Consider the following 19,036-nt stretch of genomic DNA (forward strand, 5'->3'; position numbering starts at 1 on the left):
GGGGAGCCGCTGCTCCAGCCGGACGCAGCGGATTTTCTGCGGAAGGTGCGGGAACTGGGCTTTGCCGTGAAGCTGGATACCAACGGCTGTGATCCTGCCCGGCTGGCGGAGATCCTGAACCAGGGCCTTGTGGACTATGTGGCCATGGACGTGAAAAACGCTCCGGCGCGGTATGCCGAAACCGTCGGCATACCGGGCTTCAACCCCGCCCCAGTGGAGGAGAGCATCCGTCTGCTGCGGAAAAGCACCGTGGACTATGAGTTCCGCACCACCCTGGTGCGGGAGCTCCACAGGCCGGAGGACCTGGACGCCATCGCCGCCTGGCTGGCAGGGGCACCCCGGTACTATCTTCAGAACTTTGTGGACTCCGGCAATCTGATCGGCCGGGGATATCACGGCTTTACAGCAGAGCAGCTGCAGGGCTTTGCGGAGCGGGTCCGGCCGTTCTTTGGAGCTGTGGAGCTGCGCGGCATTGACTAGATATGGAAAAATTCAGCGTTTTCACAGAAAATGAATACAAGATATAGTGGCATTTCTAATTGACAAGCCCCCAGGAAGTGGTAGAATGGGAAATACGGGGCGCGTCAGCGCCCATTGACTTGTCAGGAGCAGGGAATTGAATTTATCATAGAGAAAGCAGGGGTTTCATGTATCAGGTCGTCAAGCGGGATGGAAAGATCGCCTCTTTCGACATCTCCAAGATCAGCACCGCCATCACCAAGGCCTTTGAGGCCACCCACATGGAGTACAATCCGGACATCATTGATCTCCTGGCCCTGAGGGTCACGGCGGATTACCAGGATAAGATCCATGACGGCAAGATCACCGTGGAAGACATTCAGGACAGCGTGGAGGACATTCTCAGCAAGGCAGGCTATGCCGACGTGGCCAAGGCCTACATTCTCTACCGCAAGCAGCGGGAGAAGATCCGCAACCTGAACTCCACCATGCTGGACTACAAGGAGCTGGTGGACAACTACCTGCATATCAACGACTGGCGGGTGAAGGAGAACTCCACCGTCACCTACTCCGTGGGCGGCCTGATCCTCTCCAACTCCGGCGCCATCACCGCCAACTACTGGCTCTCTGAAATCTATGACCAGGAGATTGCCGACGCCCACAAGAGCGGCGCCATCCACCTCCACGACCTCTCCATGCTCACCGGCTACTGCGCCGGCTGGAGTTTGAAGCAGCTGATCCAGCAGGGCCTGGGTATCCCGGGCAAGATCAACTCCACCCCGGCCAGCCACCTCTCTACTCTCTGCAACCAGATGGTGAACTTCCTGGGCATCATGCAGAACGAGTGGGCCGGCGCCCAGGCGTTCAGCTCCTTTGACACCTATCTGGCCCCCTTTGTGAAAGTGGACAACCTCTCCCAGAAAGAGGTTAAACAGTGTATCCAGTCCTTTGTGTTCGGCGTGAACACTCCCTCCCGCTGGGGTACCCAGGCGCCGTTCTCCAACATCACCCTGGACTGGACCGTGCCCCGTGACCTGGAGAACCTGCCGGCCATCGTAGGCGGCAAGGAGCAGGATTTCACTTACGGCGACTGCAAGAAGGAAATGGATATGGTGAACAAGGCGTTCATCGAGATCATGACCGAGGGCGACGCCGACGGCCGGGGCTTCCAGTATCCCATCCCCACCTATTCCATCACGCGCGACTTTGACTGGTCCGACACGGAGAACAACCGCCTCCTGTTCGAGATGACCGCCAAGTACGGCACCCCCTATTTCTCCAACTACATCAACTCTGACATGGAGCCTTCTGACGTGCGCAGCATGTGCTGCCGCCTGCGGCTGGATCTGCGGGAGCTGCGGAAGAAGTCCGGCGGCTACTTCGGCTCCGGCGAGTCCACCGGGTCCGTGGGCGTGGTGACTATCAATCTGCCCCGGATCGCCTACCTCTCCCAGACGCCGGAGGAGTTCTATGAGCGGCTGGACCACATGATGGACATCGCCGCCCGGAGCCTGAAGGTGAAGCGCACCGTCATCACCAAGCTGATGGATGCGGGATTGTACCCCTACACCAAATACTACCTGGGCACCTTTGATAACCACTTCTCCACCATCGGCCTCATCGGCATGAACGAGGTGGGCCTGAACGCCAAGTGGCTGCGGAAGGACCTGACCCATCCGGAGACCCAGGCCTTTGCCAAGGATGTGCTGAACCACATGCGGGAGCGGCTGATGGACTATCAGGAGCAGTACGGCGACCTCTACAACCTGGAGGCCACCCCCGCCGAGTCCACCACCTACCGGCTGGCCAAGCATGACGTGGCACTGTATCCCGATATCATCACCGCTGCCAAGAACCCCGGTGACACGCCTTATTACACCAACTCCTCCCACCTGCCGGTGGGCTACACCAACGACATCTTCGAGGCCCTGGCCATCCAGGATGACCTGCAGACCCTGTACACCTCCGGCACTGTGTTCCACGCCTTTTTGGGTGAGAAGCTGCCGGATTGGAAGGCGGCTGCCAATTTGGTGCGGAAGATCGCGGAGAATTTCAAGCTCCCCTACTACACCATGTCCCCCACCTACTCCATCTGTCCGGACCACGGCTATCTCTCGGGCGAGCACTTTACCTGCCCCAAGTGTGGGAAGACCTGCGAGGTGTGGAGCCGCATCACCGGCTATTACCGCCCTGTCCAGAACTGGAACGACGGCAAGGTCCAGGAGTTCAAGGACCGGCAGGAGTACCAGGTGGAAAACTCCCGGCTGGAGGGCCGCCGCCTCTGCGACCGGGATGCTGCGACGGAGCCCGCAGCCGGCACCGCGCCCAGCACACCGGCGGAGCGGGGCGAGGACGGCCTGTTCCTCTTCACCACCAAGACCTGCCCCAACTGCAGCATCGCCAAGCGGGAGCTGGAGAAGGCGGGCATCGCCTATCAGGTGATGGACGTGAACGAGCATCGGGAGCTGGTGGCCCGGTACGGTATCCAGCAGGCCCCCACCCTGATCGTCCGCCACGGAGAGCAGGTGGAGAAGCTGGTGAACGCCTCCACCATCAAAAAATTCGCCACTTCGCAGAGCGTGTAAACAACGAAAAAGGAGGGACTCTCGTCCCTCCTTTTCCGAGCTCCAAAATGCCGTCTCTGCGGAGCAGCCCCCGCGGTACAGCGGTTACTATGTGGGGGGCTGCGAAGTCTCCCTTATCTTCTGTCAGTCATCAGAGAGGAACATCTATGGACCAGTATTTCGACATCATTATCGTGGGCGGCGGCCCGGCCGGGCTCACCGCCGCCGTCTACGCCCGCCGGGCAGGAAAGTCCGTTCTGCTGCTGGAACGGGAGAGCTTCGGCGGGCAGATCGCCTCCTCTCCCAAGGTGGAAAACTTTCCGGGCCTGCCCGCCGTGTCCGGCGCTGAACTGGCGGAGCGGCTGTACAGCCAGGCCGAGGCCCTGGGGACCCGGATCGAACTGGAGGAGGCGCTGGAGATCCAGAGCGGCACGCCCAGCCGGGTGGTCACCGACTACGGTGCCTATACCGCCGGGGCGGTAATCCTGGCCGCCGGGATGCGGCGCCGGACCCTGGGCCTTGCGGGCGAGGATCGTCTGGCCGGCATCTCCTTCTGCGCTGTGTGCGACGGAGCCTTTTACGCCGGACAGGATGTGGCAGTGGCCGGAGGCGGCAGCACCGCCCTGCAGGATGCGCTGTATCTGGCAGACATCTGCCGCCATGTGACGGTGATCCACCGGCGGTCGGACTTCCGGGCGGATCCCATTCTGGTGGAGCGGGCGGAGAAGACCGCCAACCTCACGCTGCTGCGGTCCACCGTGGTGGAGGCCCTGGAGGGATCGGAACGCCTCACCGGCCTGACCCTGCGGAACACCGCTGTGGGAGAAGTCTCCCACCTGCCGGTCTCTGCGCTGTTCCAGGCGGTGGGTCTGCTGCCGGAGAGCCGGCTGGCCCGGTCTCTGGGGGTGCCGGTGGACGAAGCGGGCTTTATCGCCGCCGGGGAGGACTGCCTGACGCCGATTCCCGGCATCTTTGCGGCAGGGGATCTCCGCGCCAAGGAGGTCCGCCAGCTGACCACCGCCTGCGCGGACGGCGCTGTGGCGGCCCTGTCGGCCTGCCGCTTCTGTGTTTGACGCCGGGCCACCTTCTCAAGAATCCGTACAGGCCGCTGGGCGTTCCCGGCGGCCTGTGCTGTTCTCTTCACTCCTCCAGAAGAGGGGGAGATTTTTCGGTCTGGGCGGGATCGCAAGAAACCGTTCACCCAATGGAAAGGCGGCCGCCGGTTTTTCGGCGGCCGCCTGGCGTTTATTTGATGGCAAAGGTGACGGAGACGGTGACCTGCTGTTCTCCCAGCAGCCCGCCCTGCGCTACGCAGTAGGTCCCGGCGGGCAGGACGCCGCCCCAGTCCAGCTCTCCCCAGCTGAGGGTAAGCTTCCGGCTCTCTCCCGGGGCCAGCTCATAGGCAATGGCGATGGTGTCCATTTCCTTGTTCATCTGATACCAGCCGCCGTTCACCTGCCGATAGAGACCGTAGTCCGCCCCATAGGAGAAGGTCTCCTCCGCCGCATTTTGCAGTACCACAACCGCGCCGGTGGTAGTGCATTGCTGCAGCTCCATCGTCAGCCCCTCCGGCGCCGCAGACAAGGCAGCCGCGGGCATCCCGCCCAGGAACAGCCGCTGGGTCAGAACGGCCAGCTCCTCCCAGGAGACGTTCTCCGCCGCCTGCAGCTCCGTGGCGCTGCCGGAGAACCACAGGCCGTTCCGCACGGCCCATTGGACAGCCTCCCGACTCCAGGTTGGGATGGTATCCGCGTCCCGGTATCCGGCCAGATCCCGGTCGCTCCCCTTCTCCAGCGGCAGGTCCGTGGTCTTGGCATAGCGGTACAGCATCACCGTCGCCTGCTGGCGGGTCACCGGTGCCGCAGGACGGAAGGCACCGCCTGCATAGCCCCCTGCGATGCCGCTGGCCTTAGCCCAACAGAGCGCCTCGAAATACGGGGACCAGGAGCCCACATCCCGGAAGGGTGCGGAGCTGCCCTCGCTGACCACAGGAGCGCCGCCGTGGGCCACATGGGCGTCATACAGGGCGTCTGCAAAGGCCCCGCGGCTCACCGCGTCCGGCGGTGTGCTTCCAGTCCCGCTGGCGGCACCGCACAGCAGCAAGCAGGCGCACAGGCACAATATCCAACCTCTCCAGATCCGACGTCTCATTCGGCGTCACGCTCCCCTTCTTTGTTTTTCCTGACTCCATGCGCCGTGCGGGCCATGAGAACAGGCAAGCCGGTTGGCGCATGAGGGTTTTCCGCATACAGACCCACAGCTCGCGCGCAGGACTTTCAAACCGCACATGGTCCTTCTACCATAGGTCTTTATAGGAATTAGACGATTTTTCCACAGGTTTTGTTTCATCTCCGGCAGAATTTTTTACTGTCGGCGAGCATCACAGGCCGTTGACGATGTTGTCCGGCCGCTCTCCCGCAGCCAAATGCTCCACATTTCGCCACATGTGGGCATGGGCCCGACGGAAGGATGCCTCTGTAATGCCGCCCAGGTGGGGTGCCAGGACCACTTTCCGCTGGACCTCCGGCGGCAGCGCCGTCAGGGGGTGCCCCGCCGGCACCGGCTCCGGGGACAGCGTGTCCAACCCCGCTCCGGCGATTCGCCCCTCCAGCAGGGCCTGCCGCAGGGCCTCGTTGTCCACAAGGTCTCCCCGGGCGGTGTTGATGAGGTACGCTGTGGGTTTCATCCGCCGCAGCAGAGCGGCATCCACCAGATTCCGGGTCTCCTCCGTGACAGCGCAGTGGAGGCTGACGATGTCGCTCTTCTCCGCCAGCTCCTCCAACGGCAGGTAGGTGACGTGGTATTTTTTCTCCTCTTCCGGCAAGCGGCGGTGCTTGGTGTAGTAGTACAGCTCGCAGCCGAAGGGGACCAGCCGCTCCGCCGCGGCCCGCGCAATGTCTCCAAAGCCCACCAGGCCCACCTTGCAGGCAGAGAGCTCCGTGATCCCCTCCACCATGCACCGCTCTTTCATCTCCATCTGCCGTCCCGCCCGGACGGCCTCGTCCCCCTCCAGGGCATGGCGCAGGAGCATCAGTATCAGCAGGACCGTCTGCTCCGCCACGGCCCCGGCGTTGCAGCCCTTGTTGTTGCAGACGTAAATGCCCCGCTCCCGGGCGGCGGAGAGGTCAATGCGGTCAAACGCCACCCCCTCCGAGTGAATCAGCCGCAGGCAGGGCATGTGTTCCATCAGAGCAGCGGACACCACCGTGATGGCGTCCACGAACAGCACCTCCGCATCAGCGCCGGCGGCCAGAATCTCTGCCTCCGTGCTGTCCTTGTCCAGAAATACCAGCTCCTGCTGCTGGATGAAGGGCATCGCGGGCTGATAGGCCCGGTAACGGGCCTCCGCACCCAGGATCACAATCTTCACGAATAACGCCTCCCTCTTTCGTTCAACTCCATTATAACATCCCCCCGGCGGTTGTCCACGGTGAAAACCCACGAAATCCGGCCGTACAAACGCCTCCGGCCCGTGCGTCCTGCCGTCAACAGCAGACTGGATATGCCGGGGCAAAAAAGGAGGGCGGAATCTGTCAAATCTGCCAGTTGCGGCGCCGGAGAAAATCCGGTACAATAGGTATGACTTTTATGGTATTACCTATTTTGAGATCAGAAAGAGGTGTGACTATGAGCGGTCAGCCGGCCCAGACCAAGACCATCCGCTCTCAGCTGCTTGCCGACATGAAGGACGGTGCCTACGCCAGCTGCGAGCGCCTGCCCCGGGAGAGTGTCCTGGCAGAGAAGCTGGGAATCAGCCGCACGCAGCTGCGGGACATTCTGGCCTCTCTGGAGCGGGAGGGCTTCATCACCCGCCGCCACGGAGTTGGCACCATCATCAACCGCCATGTGCTGAACGTCCAGACCCGCATGGACATTGAGGTAGAGTTCCTGGACATGATCCGCCAGAGCGGACATGAGCCGGCGGTGGCCTTTGTCCGGGTTTCCGATGGGACTGCCGATGCCCAGGTGGCCGCTCAGCTCCGCATTCCGGAGGACACCCCCATCATCCGCATCGCCCGGCTGTGCACCGCGGATGGCCGGCCCGCCATCTACTGCGAGGACGTGGTGGAAAAGGCCCTGGCCAAGGGGGATTACACCATCCAGGACTTCAAGCTCCCCATCTTCCACTTCCTCCAGCGGTTCTGCGGCATCTATCCCTATCTGGATCTGACAGACGTGCGGCCCGCCGCGGCGGATGCCGCCCTGGCGGAGATCTTCCAGGTGCCCATGGGCACGCCGCTGCTGAACATGGAAGAGGTGGACTATGACATCGACGGACGCCCCGTGTTCTGCTCCAGCGAGTATTTTGTGGACGGCATCTTCCGCCACACCGTCATGCGGAAAAAACTCTGAGCCGCAGAAAGGAGCGCTTGCGATGAAAAAAGTTGCCGTCATCATGGGCAGCGACAGTGACTGGCCCGTGGTCAAAGGGGCCTGTACCCAGCTGGACGCCCTGGACATCCCCTATGAGGCCCATATCCTCAGCGCCCACCGGACGCCGACCCAGGCGGCTGAGTTCGCCAAGTCCGCCCGGGAGCGGGGATTCGGCGTGGTCATCTGCGCCGCCGGCATGGCTGCCCATCTGGCGGGGGCCTTTGCCGCCAACACCACCCTGCCTGTCATCGGCATTCCCATGAAGGGGGGCGTCCTGGATGGGCTGGATGCCCTGCTGGCCACAGTCCAGATGCCCGGCGGCATCCCGGTGGCTACGGTAGCACTGAACGGCGCGAAAAATGCTGCTGTGCTGGCCGCCCAGATCCTGGCGGTGGAGGACGAGGCCCTGACCCGGCGCCTGGAAGCGGAGCGGCGGAAGATGGCGGAGCAGATCGCCGAGAAGGACGCCAAGCTCCAGGAGGAACTCCTGAAATCGTGAGAAATCGGAAATGAGGAATCGGAAAGTCTTGAGTCCGTCCTGACCGGACGGCTCAAAGTTCCGTATCCGCGCCATCCCGCGGCCGGATTTCTGATTTCTCATTTCTATTTTCTCTTTCCCTTCCGTTTTTCTAATGGTTTATCAATTGCCTATTCAAATATCTAATCTCTCAACAGAAAGAAAGGACGAACGCACCATGCAGAAGCTGGAACAGCTCTATGAGGGAAAGGCCAAGAAGGTCTTCCGCACCGACGACCCGGAACTTTACATCGTGGACTACAAGGACGACGCCACCGCCTTCAACGGCCTGAAGAAGGGCACCATTGCGGGCAAGGGCGTCATCAACAACCAGATGACCAACCATCTGATGCGGCGGATCGAAAAGGCCGGCATTCCCACCCACTTCGTTCAGGAGCTGAGTGAGCGGGAGACCCTGGTGAAGAAGGTCTCCATCGTGCCGCTGGAGGTTATCATCCGCAACCTCTCTGCCGGGTCCTTCGCCAAGCGGTACGGTGTGGAGGAGGGCATCGTATTCGACGCTCCCACCATCGAGTTCTCCTACAAGAACGACGAACTGGGAGATCCCCTGCTGAACAGCTATCACGCCCTGGCGCTGAAGCTGGCCACAGCGGAGGAGATCGAGACCATCAAGAAGTACGCCTTTGCCGTCAACGACATTCTCAAGGCCTTCTGGGCAGAGTGCGGCGTCACGCTGGTGGACTTCAAGCTGGAGTTCGGCAGACTGACCGGCGGCACGATCGTTCTGGCGGACGAGATCAGCCCCGACACCTGCCGCCTCTGGGACGAAAAGACCCATGAGAAGCTGGACAAGGACCGCTTCCGCCGGGACCTGGGCGGCGTGGAGGGCGCCTATGCCGAGGTCATGCAGAGACTGCTTGCCCATGATGCCGACTGAGCTGAGCGCCGTGCTCCCGGCCCGCCACATCCAAGAGGAGTGCGGCGTGTTCGGCGTGTACGCGCCGGAGACGACGGATGTGGCCCCCCTGGCCTATTACGCCCTGTACGCCCTCCAGCACCGGGGCCAAGAGAGCGCCGGCATCGCGGTGAACGATGATGGCGTGTTCACCGCGTACCGGGATGTGGGGCTGGTGAACGAGGTGTTTCCGGCGGAGCGGCTCCGCTCCCTGGGCACGGGCACCATCGCCGTAGGCCACGTGCGCTACGGCACCACCGGGTCCGACAACAAGCGGAACGTCCAGCCCATCCTGGTGAACCACTACAAGGGCCGCATGGCCCTGGCCCACAACGGCAACCTCACCAACTCCCACGCATTGCGCCAGGAGCTGGAGAGCCAGGGCTCCATCTTCCAGACCACCACGGACTCCGAGGTCATCGCCTACATCATCGTCCAGGAGCGTTTGCGCGCCCCCTCCATCGAGGAGGCGGTCTCCGCCGCCATGGACCGGATCGAGGGGGCCTACTCCCTGGTGATCTCCTCCCCCACCAAGCTCATCGCCGTCCGGGACCCCCACGGCTTCCGGCCGCTGTGCATGGGCCGACTGCGGGACGGGGGCGTGGTGTTCGCCTCCGAGTCCTGCGCCCTGGACGCCATCGGCGCCCGGTTCGAGCGGGACATCCTGCCCGGGGAGATCGTGGTGGCGGACAAGTCCGGCGTCAAGTCCGACACCCGCCACTGTGGCAAGGTCCCCAAGCGGCTCTGCGTGTTCGAGTTCATCTACTTCGCCCGGCCGGACTCCGTCATCGACGGGTCCAGCGTCCACGTGGCACGGCAGCGGGCCGGGGCCTTCCTGGCCCTGGAGCACCCGGTCCAGGCGGACATCGTCATCGGCGTGCCGGACTCCGGCCTGGACGCCGCCCTGGGCTACGCCCGGCAGAGCGGTATCCCCTACGGCATGGGGTTCATCAAGAACAAGTACATCGGCCGCACCTTCATCTCCCCCACTCAGGCCATGCGGGAAAACGAGGTCAATATCAAGCTGAACCCCATCCGCTCCGTGGTGGAGGGCAAGCGGGTGGTGCTGATCGACGACTCCATCGTCCGGGGCACCACCTGCCGCCGGACCATCGACCTGCTGCGGAAAGCCGGGGCGAAGGAGATCCACATGCGGGTCAGCGCGCCGCCCTTTGTGGCCGCCTGCTACTACGGTACGGACATCGATGACCCCAGCAAGCTCATCGCCAACAACCACTCGGTGGAGGAGATCGCAAAGATCATCGGTGTGGATTCCCTGGGGTATCTGAGCCTGCAGGACGTGGTGAAGCTGGCGGACAATACCCAGTGCGGCTTCTGCACCGCCTGCTTCGGCGGGGGCTACCCCACCGCCGTGCCCCAGGACGGCGGCAAAGACCGATTCGAGTGCAAGATCAGTGAGAGGGAGAGGACCTGATATGGAGAGTTATTCGGAGAGCTACCGGAAGTCCGGCGTGGACATCACCGCAGGCTACGCCGGTGTGAAGCTGATGGCCCCCCACGTGGCCCGGACCAGGATCCCCGGGGTAGTGTCCGGCATTGGGGGCTTTGGCGGGTTGTTCGCCCCGGACCTGACCGGCATACGTGAGCCGGTGCTGGTGTCCGGCACCGATGGGGTGGGCACCAAAATCCGCATCGCCCAGCTGCTGGACCGGCACGACACCGTGGGCGTGGACTGCGTGGCCATGTGCGTCAACGACATCATCTGCTGCGGGGCAAAGCCCCTGTTCTTTCTGGACTACATCGCCATCGGCAAGAATGTGCCGGAGAAGGTGGCCGCCATTGTCTCCGGCGTAGCAGAGGGCTGCGTCCAGGCGGGCTGCGCCCTCATCGGCGGCGAGACCGCCGAGCACCCCGGCATCATGGCGCCGGAGGACTACGACCTGGCGGGCTTTTCCGTGGGCATCGTGGACAAGGGCGATATCATCGACCCGGACCGGGTCCGCTCCGGGGACGTGGTGCTGGCCCTGCCCTCCTCCGGCCTCCACTCCAACGGATTCTCCCTAGTGCGGAAGGTCTTTCACGTGGAGCATGCCAATCTGACGGTCTACTGTGAAGATCTGGGGGAGAGCCTGGGCGAGGCCCTGCTGACCCCCACCCGCATCTATGTGAAGCCGGTGCTGGCCGCCATCGACGCGGCAGAGGTCCACGGCATCAGCCACATCACCGGCGGGGGCTTTTATGAGAACATCCCCCGGTGCCTGCCGGATGGGATGACGGTGAAAATTGAGAAGGCTGCCGTCCGGACGCCACCCATCTTCAAAATGCTCCGGGAGACCGGCCACATCCCGGAGCGGGACATGTTCAACACCTTCAACATGGGGGTCGGCATGGCGGTGATCGTCTCCCGGGACACGGCGGACCAGGCCCTCTCCGCCCTGGCCCAGCACGGCTGCCCCGGCTATGTGATAGGTGAGGTGATCTCCGGAGAGGAACGGGTGATCCTATGCTGAACAAGGCCCGTATCGCTGTGCTGGTCTCCGGCGGCGGCACCAACCTGGAGGCGCTGCTGAACGCTCAGGAAGCAGGCGCCCTGCCCCACGGGGAGATCGTGCTGGTCCTCTCCAGCAATCCCGAAGCCTACGCTCTGGAGCGGGCAAAGCGCCGCGGCGTGCCTGCCATTCCCCTGTCCCGGAAGCAGCTGGGGCAGGAGCCGTTTGAGGCGGCGCTGATGGAGGCGCTGACGCAGTACCGGGTGGATCTGGTCGTGCTGGCCGGGTTCCTGTCCATCCTGTCCGCGGACTTCGTCCGTCGCTGGCCGGACCGGATCGTCAACGTCCATCCCTCCCTGATCCCCGCCTTCTGTGGGAAGGGGTATTACGGGCTGAAGGTCCATGAGGCAGCCCTCCGCCGTGGCGTCAGGGTCACCGGCGCTACCGTCCATCTGGTGAACGAGATCCCGGACGGAGGGCGCATCCTGCTGCAGAAAGCGGTGGACATTCTGCCCGGCGACACGCCGGAAACCTTGCAGCGCCGGGTCATGGAACAGGCGGAGTGGGTGCTGCTGCCCCAGGCCGCAGAACAGCTGGCCGCCCACATCGCCACGGAAAAGGAGGAGCATCTGTGAAACAGGATTTATGTGCCCTGCTGCGGGGCAATCCCTATCCCGGCCGTGGGATCGTGCTGGGCATGACGCCGGACGGCAAGTCGTCCGTGGCCGTCTATTTCATCATGGGCCGCAGCGCCAACAGCCGCAACCGCGTCTTCGCGGAGGAGCCGGACGGCATCCGTACCCAGGCGGCGGACCCCGCCAGGATGGAGGACCCCAGCCTCATCATCTACCACCCGGTACGGCAGATGGGCCGGGGACTCATCGTCACCAACGGGGACCAGACGGACACCATCCTGGAGTTTTTAAAGCAGGGCCTTCCCATGGAGCAGGCCCTCCGCACGCGGGAATTCGAGCCGGACGGTCCCAACTGGACCCCACGGATTTCCGGGCTGCTGGGGCCCAACGGCAGTTACAAGCTGTCCATCCTGAAAGCCGCCGACGGGACCGGCAGACGCTGCCTGCGGCAGACCTTCGAGTATCCTGGCCAGCCGGGGACCGGCCACTTCCTCCACACCTACGCCGGAGACGGCGATCCCCTGCCCTCCTTTGCCGGAGAGCCGGAGCAGGTGGCCGTGGAAGGGGACATTGACAGCCTCGCCAGCGCCGTTTGGGACGCTCTGGACGAGGCCAACAGGATCTCCCTCTTCGTCCGCTTCACAGACCTGGAGACCCGGAACTTCCAGCAGCGCATCGTCAACAAGTATTCCGGAAAGGAGACCCAGGCATGAACGAACTGGAACTGAAATACGGCTGCAATCCCAACCAGAAGCCCGCCCGCATCTTCATGCGGGACGGGTCCGACCTGCCCCTCACGGTGCTGAACGGCAAGCCGGGATACATCAACTTTCTGGACGCGCTGAACGCCTGGCAGCTGGTGCGGGAACTGAAAGAAGCCACCGGCCTGCCCGCCGCCGCGTCCTTCAAGCACGTGTCCCCCGCCGGGGCTGCCGTGGGCAACCCCCTCAGTGATGTGGAGCGGCAGATGTACTTTGTGGAGGAGGGCGCAGACCTCTCCCCCATCGCCTGTGCCTACATCCGGGCCCGGGGTGCGGACCGGCTGTGCTCCTACGGGGACTGGGCGGCCCTCTCCGACGTGTGCGACGCCGCCACCGCCCGGTATCTGAAATATGAGGTGTCCGACGGCATCATCGCCCCCGGCTACACCGACGAAGCCCTGGAGATATTGAATACCAAGAAGAAGGGCAATTACAACGTCGTGCAGATCGACCCGGACTACGTCCCCGCCCCCCAGGAGTACAAGGACGCGTTCGGCGTCACCTTCCAACAGGGGCGGAACAACTTTGAGATCAATGAGGCGCTCCTCACCAACCTTGTCACGGAGAACAAGGACCTGCCGGAAGCGGCCAAGCGGGACATGATCGTGGCCCTCATCACCCTGAAATACACCCAGTCCAACTCCGTCTGCTACGTGAAGGACGGACAGGCCATCGGCGTGGGAGCGGGCCAGCAGAGCCGCATCCACTGCACCCGCCTGGCGGGCACCAAGGCGGACACCTGGTGGCTCCGCCACCATCCCAAGGTGCTGGGCCTGCAATTCGTGGAGAACATTCGCCGCCCGGACCAGGATAACGCCATCGACGTATATCTCTCCGACGAGTATGAGGACGTGCTGGCGGAGGGCATCTGGCAGAAGACCTTCGCCGTGCGCCCCGATCCCCTGACGGCGGAGGAGAAAAAAGCCTGGATCGCAGCCCTCACCGGCGTCACATGCGGCTCCGACGCCTTCTTCCCCTTCGGCGATAATGTGGAGCGGGCGAGAAAATCCGGCGTCCAGTACATCGTTGAGCCCGGCGGTTCCATCCGGGATGACCATGTCATTGAAACAGCCAACAAATACGGCATGGTGATGGCGTTTACAGGGATGCGGCTGTTCCACCACTGAGCGTCTTTGAAGAGAAGCGGGCCTGTCCGGCATCCTGCCGCCGGGTCTGCCGAGTCTGGGCCCGGATAGGGGCAATGAAGTTTCCTTTTCTGATTTGCGATGGCAAATCAACCGGGAAAGCCTGTCCGGTTTTCCCCGGTCTCTCTTCACACTGTTTTATGCACGAAGCAAGGAGGACGATTCGATGGATCTTCTCGTAGTAGGCGGCGGCGGCCGGGAGCACGCCATCATCAAAAAACTGAAAGAAAATCCGGTGGTGGAGACGATTTACGCCCTGCCGGGCAACGGCGGCATCGCCGCTGACGCCGTTTGTGTGCCGCAGATCAGCGCCACAGACATCGGCGCTATTGTGGACTTCGCCGTCTCCCACGCCGTGGGGTTCGCGGTGGTGGCGCCGGACGATCCTCTGGCTCTGGGGTGTGTGGACGCCCTCCACGCCGCGGGCATCCCCTGCTTCGGGCCGGACGCCAGAGCCGCCCGGATCGAGTCCAGCAAGGTCTTTGCCAAAGACCTGATGAAAAAATATCACATCCCCACCGCCCGATATGAGGTGTTCGATACGCCCGCTGCGGCGCTCGCCTATTTGAAAACCGCCTCCTTCCCCATCGTCATCAAGGCGGACGGTCTGGCCCTGGGCAAGGGCGTGCTGATCTCCCGGTCCTATGAAGAGGCAGAGGATGCCGTCAGGACCATGATGGAGGACCGGGCCTTCGGGGACTCCGGCAGCCGGGTGGTGATCGAGGAGTTTTTGACTGGTCCGGAGGTCAGCGTTCTGGCTTTCACCGACGGCACCGCCATCGCCCCCATGGTGTCCTCCATGGACCACAAGCGGGCGGGGGACGGAGATACTGGCCCCAACACCGGCGGCATGGGCACCGTGGCTCCCAATCCCTGCTACACCGAGGACATCGCCCGGGTGTGCATGGACACCATCTTCCTGCCCACTCTGGCCGCCATGCGGGCGGAAAGCTGCCCCTTCAAAGGCTGCCTGTACTTCGGTTTGATGCTGACCCCGGACGGGCCCAAGGTCATCGAGTACAACTGCCGCTTCGGGGACCCGGAGACCCAGGTGGTGCTGCCCCTGCTGAAAACAGACCTGCTGACGGTCATGCAGGCGGTGGAAAGCGAGACCCTGGGAGCGCTCACCGTGGAGTGGCGGCACGCCTCCGCCGCCTGTGTGATCTTGGCCTCCGGCGGGTATCCAGGGCACTACGAAAAGGGTAAGCCCATCTCTCTGCCCGCGTCGGCACCGGGAAACGTGACCATCTACCACGCCGGGGACAGACTGGACGAGAATGGGCAGCTGGTCACCAGCGGCGGCCGGGTACTGGGCGTCACCGCCACCGGTCCCACTTTGCGGCAGGCTTTGCACGACGCCTACGCCGCCGCCAGGGCGGTGGACTTTGACGGCAAATACCTGCGCCATGACATCGGCCAGCGGGCTCTGGCGGCTCTGGCGGACTGAAACGCATATTTTGATGAGCGCCCAACCGGCGCCGGGAGGTCATACGATGGTAAGACGGATCTATGTGGAAAAGAAGCCGGGGCTCCGGCAGGAGGCCCGGGGCCTGCTGCACGAGCTGCAGACCGTGGTGGGCGTCTCCGCCTTGGAGGACCTGCGCCTGCTGAACCGCTATGACGTGGAGGGCCTGGACGAGGCCGCCTTCCGCCGGGCGGTGGGGACAGTGTTCTCTGAGCCTCAGGTGGACGATACTGCCGCAGCCCTGCCCGCCGGGGACTGCATCGCCTTCGGCGTGGAGCCCCTGCCGGGACAGTTCGACCAGCGGGCGGACTCCGCCGCCCAGTGTATTCAGCTGATGACTCAGGAGGAGCGGCCCACGGTCCGCACCGCCAGGATCTATCTGCTCTTCGGCCCCCTGACGGCGGCGGATGTGGACGCGGTGAAGCGGTATGTCCTCAACCCCGTGGAGTGCCGGGAGGCGTCTTTGGACCTGCCGGAGCGGCTGGCGGCAGAGACCGCCGTCCCGGCAGACGTGGAAACGGTCACGGGCTTCACTGCCCTGGACCGGGCGGGCCTGGATACCCTGCTGGCGCGGCTGGGTCTCGCCATGGACCTGGAGGACCTGTCGTTCCTCCAGGCATACTTCCGGGACACGGAGCGCCGGGACCCCACCCTGACGGAGATCCGGGTGGTGGACACCTACTGGTCCGACCACTGCCGCCACACCACGTTCTCCACCCATCTGGACCACGTGGAGATCAACGATCCGGCGGTCCAGGCCGCCTATAACCGGTATCTGGCCGCCCGGGAGGAGGTCTATGGGACAGAGAAAGCTGCCCAGCGGCCACAGACCCTCATGGATATCGCCACCATCGGCGCCAAGGTGCTGAAGCGACGGGGGCTTCTGCCGGAAATTGACGAGAGTGAGGAGATCAACGCCTGCTCCATCCATGTCGCCGCCCAGGTGAACGACAAGCCCCAGGACTGGCTGCTGATGTTCAAGAACGAAACCCACAACCACCCCACGGAGATCGAGCCCTTCGGCGGCGCGGCCACCTGCATCGGCGGCTGCATCCGGGATCCCCTGTCCGGCCGGGCCTACGTCCACCAGGCCATGCGGCTCACCGGCTGCGGCGACCCCCGGACGCCGGTGGCGGAGACCCTGTCCGGCAAGCTGCCCCAGCGCAAGCTCGCCCAGACCGCCGCGGCGGGCTACTCCTCCTACGGCAACCAGATCGGCCTGGCCACAGGGCTGGTCAGCGAGGTATATCACCCCGGCTACATCGCCAAGCATTTGGAGTGCGGCGTGGTGGTGGCCGCCGCCCCGGCGGAGAATGTGGTCCGCGAACGGCCTCAGCCCGGGGACGTGGTGATCCTGCTGGGGGGGCGCACCGGCCGGGACGGCATCGGCGGCGCCACCGGCTCCTCCAAGAGCCACAACAGGCAGTCTCTCACCACCATGGCCAGCGAGGTCCAGAAGGGCAATGCCCCGGAGGAGCGGAAGATCCAGCGGCTGTTCCGGGATGGGAATGTCACCCGGCTCATCAAGCGGTGCAACGACTTCGGCGCAGGCGGCGTATCCGTGGCCGTGGGTGAGCTGGCGGACGGCCTGGATATCGATCTGGACGCAGTGCGGAAGAAGTACGACGGCCTGGACGGCACAGAGCTGGCCATCTCCGAGTCCCAGGAGCGAATGGCAGTGGTGGTGGCCCGGTCAAACGCAGACCGATTCATCGCCGCCGCGGAGGCGGAGAATCTGGAAGCGTACCCCGTGGCGGTGGTGACGGCGTCCCCCCGGATGGTGATGCGCTGGCGGGGCAGGACCATCGTGGACCTGAGCCGGGACTTCCTGAACACCAACGGCGCCGTGAAGCACGCCCGGGCGGCGGTTCCTGCCCCCATTCCCGCGTCCCCGGTCTCCCAGGATGCCGAAAACTCCTCCCTCCGCTCCATAGCCTCCAGTCTGGCGTCCGCCTCCCGCAGAGGGCTGGCGGAGCGGTTCGATTCCACCATCGGCTGTGGCAGCGTGTTGATGCCCTTCGGCGGCAGAAATCAGAGAACCCCCGCCCAGGTGATGGCCGCCCTTCTGCCGGTGCTGCCGGGGCAGGAGACGGACCAGGCCAGCGTTATGGCCTGGGGCTTCGACCCGGAGGCTATGGCGGCGGACCCCTACCGGGGGGCCTATAACGGTGTGGTCACCTCCCTTGCCAAGCTGGTGGCCGCCGGGGCAGACTATCGAAGGGCCTACCTCACCCTCCAGGAGTTCTTTGAAAAGCTCCGGGAGGACCCCGCACGCTGGGGCAAGCCCTTCGCCGCCCTGCTGGGGGCTCTGGACGCCCAGCTGGACTTCGGCGCGGCGGCCATCGGCGGCAAGGACTCCATGTCCGGCACCTTCAACGATCTGGACGTGCCCCCCACCCTCATCTCCTTTGCCATCGCCCCCATCCGGGCCGGGGAGGTGCTCTCCCCCGAGTTCAAGGAGGCGGGACATCCGGTGTACCTCTTTGCTCCCGCCAACAGCGGCGCCCAGAGCCAGAGGGAAGCCTGGGAGACCTTCCACCAGCTTTGCCGGGCGGGCAGGGTGTGCTCCGCCTGGGCGGTGGAGCACGGCATCGCCGAGGGGATTATGCAGATGTCCTTCGGTAACTCCATCGGCTTTCAGGCCGATGGGCGTGAGATCGCCTGGGACCTGCCGTGCCCTGGCGCCATTATGGCGGAGCTGACGGAGGACACAGACCTCCTCTGCGCCGTCAGGCTGGGCACCACCACGGCGGAGCCGGTCCTCACCACCGGCGCTGACAGCGTCCCCATCGACGAGCTGCTCTCCCTGAACGAGTCCGTGCTGGAGGATGTATACCCCAGCCGAGTCCCTGCCGATCCTGCGCCGGTGCCGGTACTGGAGGCCCCGGCCTTCTCCCGCGCCGCTCCCCGGACAGGTACGGCAAAGCCAAAGGTGCTGATTCCTGTGTTTCCCGGCACCAACTGCGAGTACGACAGCGCCCGGGCGGCGCTACGGGCTGGCCTGGAGCCGCAGATCCTGGTGCTGAATAATCAGACGCCGGACCATGTGGCGGCATCCGCCGCCCGGTTTGCCCAGGCAGCCCGGAGCAGTCAGATCCTCTTCCTGCCCGGCGGCTTCTCCGGCGGCGACGAGCCAGACGGCTCCGGCAAGTTCATCACCGCCTTTCTCCGGTCCCCCCAGGCCGCAGACGCGGTGATGGACCTGCTGCAAAACCGGGATGGCCTCGTCCTGGGCATCTGCAACGGCTTCCAGGCCCTCATCAAGCTGGGGCTGGTGCCCTTCGGAGAAATCCGGGACACAGATGCCGCCTGCCCCACGCTGACTTACAATGTCATCGGCCGCCACCAGTCCCGGATCGTCCGGACCCGGGTGGCCTCCAACCGGTCCCCCTGGCTGACCAAGGTCCAGGTGGGGGACATCGTCAGCGTCCCCATCTCCCACGGGGAAGGGCGGTTCCTCTGCCCGCCGGATCTCTTGGCACAGCTGGCGGAAAACGGCCAGATCGCCACCCAGTACGTGGACCTGGACGGCCATCCCACCATGGATATCGACGGCAACCCCAACGGCTCCGTCTGGTCGGTAGAGGGCATCACCTCACCCGACGGCCGGGTCTTCGGCAAGATGGGGCACGCCGAGCGGGTGGGGCCCTGCCTGTACCGAAATATCCCGGGGAATTACGATCTTGGCCTGTTCGATGCCGCAAAGGACTATTTTTCTCTCTAACGGTTGACAGACCGGCCGGAACCGGG

At 64.2% G+C, this 19,036-nt stretch carries 15 protein-coding genes; 13 read left to right on the forward strand and 2 right to left on the reverse strand.

What is annotated here, in order from left to right; translation table 11 throughout:
- The 3 genes from HMPREF1546_RS19195 to HMPREF1546_RS09220 form a co-directional block, all read left to right on the forward strand.
- Window positions 1-480, forward strand: a 480-nt coding sequence (locus tag HMPREF1546_RS19195) for a radical SAM protein (protein WP_021751876.1), incomplete at its 5' end; no start/stop codon positions are given.
- A gap of 167 nt (window positions 481-647) precedes the next feature.
- A complete protein-coding gene (locus HMPREF1546_RS09215) occupies window positions 648-3,044 on the forward strand; it encodes a ribonucleoside triphosphate reductase (RefSeq protein WP_021749339.1) in 2,397 nt (798 codons plus the stop codon).
- Window positions 3,045-3,190: 146 nt separating this feature from the next.
- Complete coding sequence (locus HMPREF1546_RS09220) at window positions 3,191-4,096, forward strand: NAD(P)/FAD-dependent oxidoreductase (RefSeq protein WP_021749340.1); 906 nt, start codon at window positions 3,191-3,193, stop codon at window positions 4,094-4,096.
- A gap of 172 nt (window positions 4,097-4,268) precedes the next feature.
- Here HMPREF1546_RS09220 and HMPREF1546_RS09225 read toward each other — a convergent pair whose 3' ends face one another.
- On the reverse strand, window positions 4,269-5,174 hold the full coding sequence (locus HMPREF1546_RS09225; RefSeq protein WP_083490995.1) for an S-layer homology domain-containing protein: 906 nt from the start codon (window positions 5,172-5,174) through the stop codon (window positions 4,269-4,271).
- Between the two features lie 229 nt (window positions 5,175-5,403).
- Window positions 5,404-6,393: a 2-hydroxyacid dehydrogenase gene (locus HMPREF1546_RS09230; RefSeq protein ID WP_021749343.1), complete on the reverse strand. Its 990-nt coding sequence runs from the start codon at window positions 6,391-6,393 to the stop codon at window positions 5,404-5,406.
- A 257-nt stretch (window positions 6,394-6,650) separates the two neighbouring features.
- On the opposite strand from HMPREF1546_RS09230, the gene HMPREF1546_RS09235 reads away from it, so the two are divergent.
- The 10 genes from HMPREF1546_RS09235 to HMPREF1546_RS09280 all read left to right on the forward strand — a co-directional run bounded on the left by HMPREF1546_RS09235 (window position 6,651) and on the right by HMPREF1546_RS09280 (window position 19,010).
- The gene (locus tag HMPREF1546_RS09235; RefSeq protein ID WP_021749345.1) at window positions 6,651-7,376 is read left to right on the forward strand and encodes a GntR family transcriptional regulator; all 726 of its coding nucleotides are present in this window, start codon (window positions 6,651-6,653) and stop codon (window positions 7,374-7,376) included.
- Between the two features lie 22 nt (window positions 7,377-7,398).
- On the forward strand, window positions 7,399-7,896 hold the full coding sequence (gene purE / locus HMPREF1546_RS09240) for a 5-(carboxyamino)imidazole ribonucleotide mutase (protein ID WP_021749346.1): 498 nt from the start codon (window positions 7,399-7,401) through the stop codon (window positions 7,894-7,896).
- A 196-nt stretch (window positions 7,897-8,092) separates the two neighbouring features.
- A complete protein-coding gene (gene purC, locus HMPREF1546_RS09245) occupies window positions 8,093-8,812 on the forward strand; it encodes a phosphoribosylaminoimidazolesuccinocarboxamide synthase (protein WP_036630378.1) in 720 nt (239 codons plus the stop codon).
- Window positions 8,802-10,265, forward strand: coding sequence for an amidophosphoribosyltransferase (purF, locus tag HMPREF1546_RS09250; RefSeq protein ID WP_136891809.1), 1,464 nt, complete (start codon window positions 8,802-8,804; stop codon window positions 10,263-10,265). Before purC ends, purF begins: the two co-directional genes overlap by 11 nt.
- Window position 10,266: 1 nt before the next feature.
- On the forward strand, window positions 10,267-11,301 hold the full coding sequence (purM, locus tag HMPREF1546_RS09255) for a phosphoribosylformylglycinamidine cyclo-ligase (protein WP_021749349.1): 1,035 nt from the start codon (window positions 10,267-10,269) through the stop codon (window positions 11,299-11,301).
- The gene (gene purN, locus HMPREF1546_RS09260) at window positions 11,295-11,915 is read left to right on the forward strand and encodes a phosphoribosylglycinamide formyltransferase (protein ID WP_021749350.1); all 621 of its coding nucleotides are present in this window, start codon (window positions 11,295-11,297) and stop codon (window positions 11,913-11,915) included. The genes purM and purN overlap by 7 nt, the downstream gene beginning before the upstream one ends.
- Before the next feature lie 62 nt (window positions 11,916-11,977).
- Entirely contained in the window at window positions 11,978-12,628 is a 651-nt protein-coding gene (locus tag HMPREF1546_RS09265; protein WP_083490996.1) for an IMP cyclohydrolase, read from the forward strand.
- On the forward strand, window positions 12,625-13,803 hold the full coding sequence (locus HMPREF1546_RS09270; RefSeq protein WP_021749352.1) for a phosphoribosylaminoimidazolecarboxamide formyltransferase: 1,179 nt from the start codon (window positions 12,625-12,627) through the stop codon (window positions 13,801-13,803). The genes HMPREF1546_RS09265 and HMPREF1546_RS09270 overlap by 4 nt, the downstream gene beginning before the upstream one ends.
- Before the next feature lie 184 nt (window positions 13,804-13,987).
- Window positions 13,988-15,268, forward strand: coding sequence for a phosphoribosylamine--glycine ligase (gene purD, locus HMPREF1546_RS09275; RefSeq protein WP_021749354.1), 1,281 nt, complete (start codon window positions 13,988-13,990; stop codon window positions 15,266-15,268).
- A gap of 46 nt (window positions 15,269-15,314) precedes the next feature.
- Window positions 15,315-19,010, forward strand: a complete 3,696-nt coding sequence (locus tag HMPREF1546_RS09280) for a phosphoribosylformylglycinamidine synthase (RefSeq protein WP_036630380.1) — start codon at window positions 15,315-15,317, stop codon at window positions 19,008-19,010.
- The last annotated feature ends 26 nt before the right edge of the window (window positions 19,011-19,036 follow it).

Origin of the sequence: Oscillibacter sp. KLE 1745 (assembly GCF_000469445.2) — a bacterium.
Taxonomy (GTDB): Bacteria; Bacillota; Clostridia; order Oscillospirales; family Oscillospiraceae; genus Oscillibacter; species Oscillibacter welbionis.

Coding starts and splice junctions, on each gene's coding strand:
- HMPREF1546_RS09215 (WP_021749339.1), top strand. CDS start 648: ATGTATCAGGTCGTCAAGCGGGATGGAAAGATCGCCTCTTTCGACATC.
- purM (WP_021749349.1), top strand. CDS start 10,267: ATGGAGAGTTATTCGGAGAGCTACCGGAAGTCCGGCGTGGACATCACC.
- HMPREF1546_RS09225 (WP_083490995.1), bottom strand. CDS start 5,174: ATGAGACGTCGGATCTGGAGAGGTTGGATATTGTGCCTGTGCGCCTGC.
- HMPREF1546_RS09280 (WP_036630380.1), top strand. CDS start 15,315: ATGGTAAGACGGATCTATGTGGAAAAGAAGCCGGGGCTCCGGCAGGAG.
- HMPREF1546_RS09270 (WP_021749352.1), top strand. CDS start 12,625: ATGAACGAACTGGAACTGAAATACGGCTGCAATCCCAACCAGAAGCCC.
- purN (WP_021749350.1), top strand. CDS start 11,295: ATGCTGAACAAGGCCCGTATCGCTGTGCTGGTCTCCGGCGGCGGCACC.
- HMPREF1546_RS09265 (WP_083490996.1), top strand. CDS start 11,978: ATGACGCCGGACGGCAAGTCGTCCGTGGCCGTCTATTTCATCATGGGC.
- HMPREF1546_RS09235 (WP_021749345.1), top strand. CDS start 6,651: ATGAGCGGTCAGCCGGCCCAGACCAAGACCATCCGCTCTCAGCTGCTT.
- HMPREF1546_RS09220 (WP_021749340.1), top strand. CDS start 3,191: ATGGACCAGTATTTCGACATCATTATCGTGGGCGGCGGCCCGGCCGGG.
- purE (WP_021749346.1), top strand. CDS start 7,399: ATGAAAAAAGTTGCCGTCATCATGGGCAGCGACAGTGACTGGCCCGTG.
- purF (WP_136891809.1), top strand. CDS start 8,802: ATGCCGACTGAGCTGAGCGCCGTGCTCCCGGCCCGCCACATCCAAGAG.
- purD (WP_021749354.1), top strand. CDS start 13,988: ATGGATCTTCTCGTAGTAGGCGGCGGCGGCCGGGAGCACGCCATCATC.
- purC (WP_036630378.1), top strand. CDS start 8,093: ATGCAGAAGCTGGAACAGCTCTATGAGGGAAAGGCCAAGAAGGTCTTC.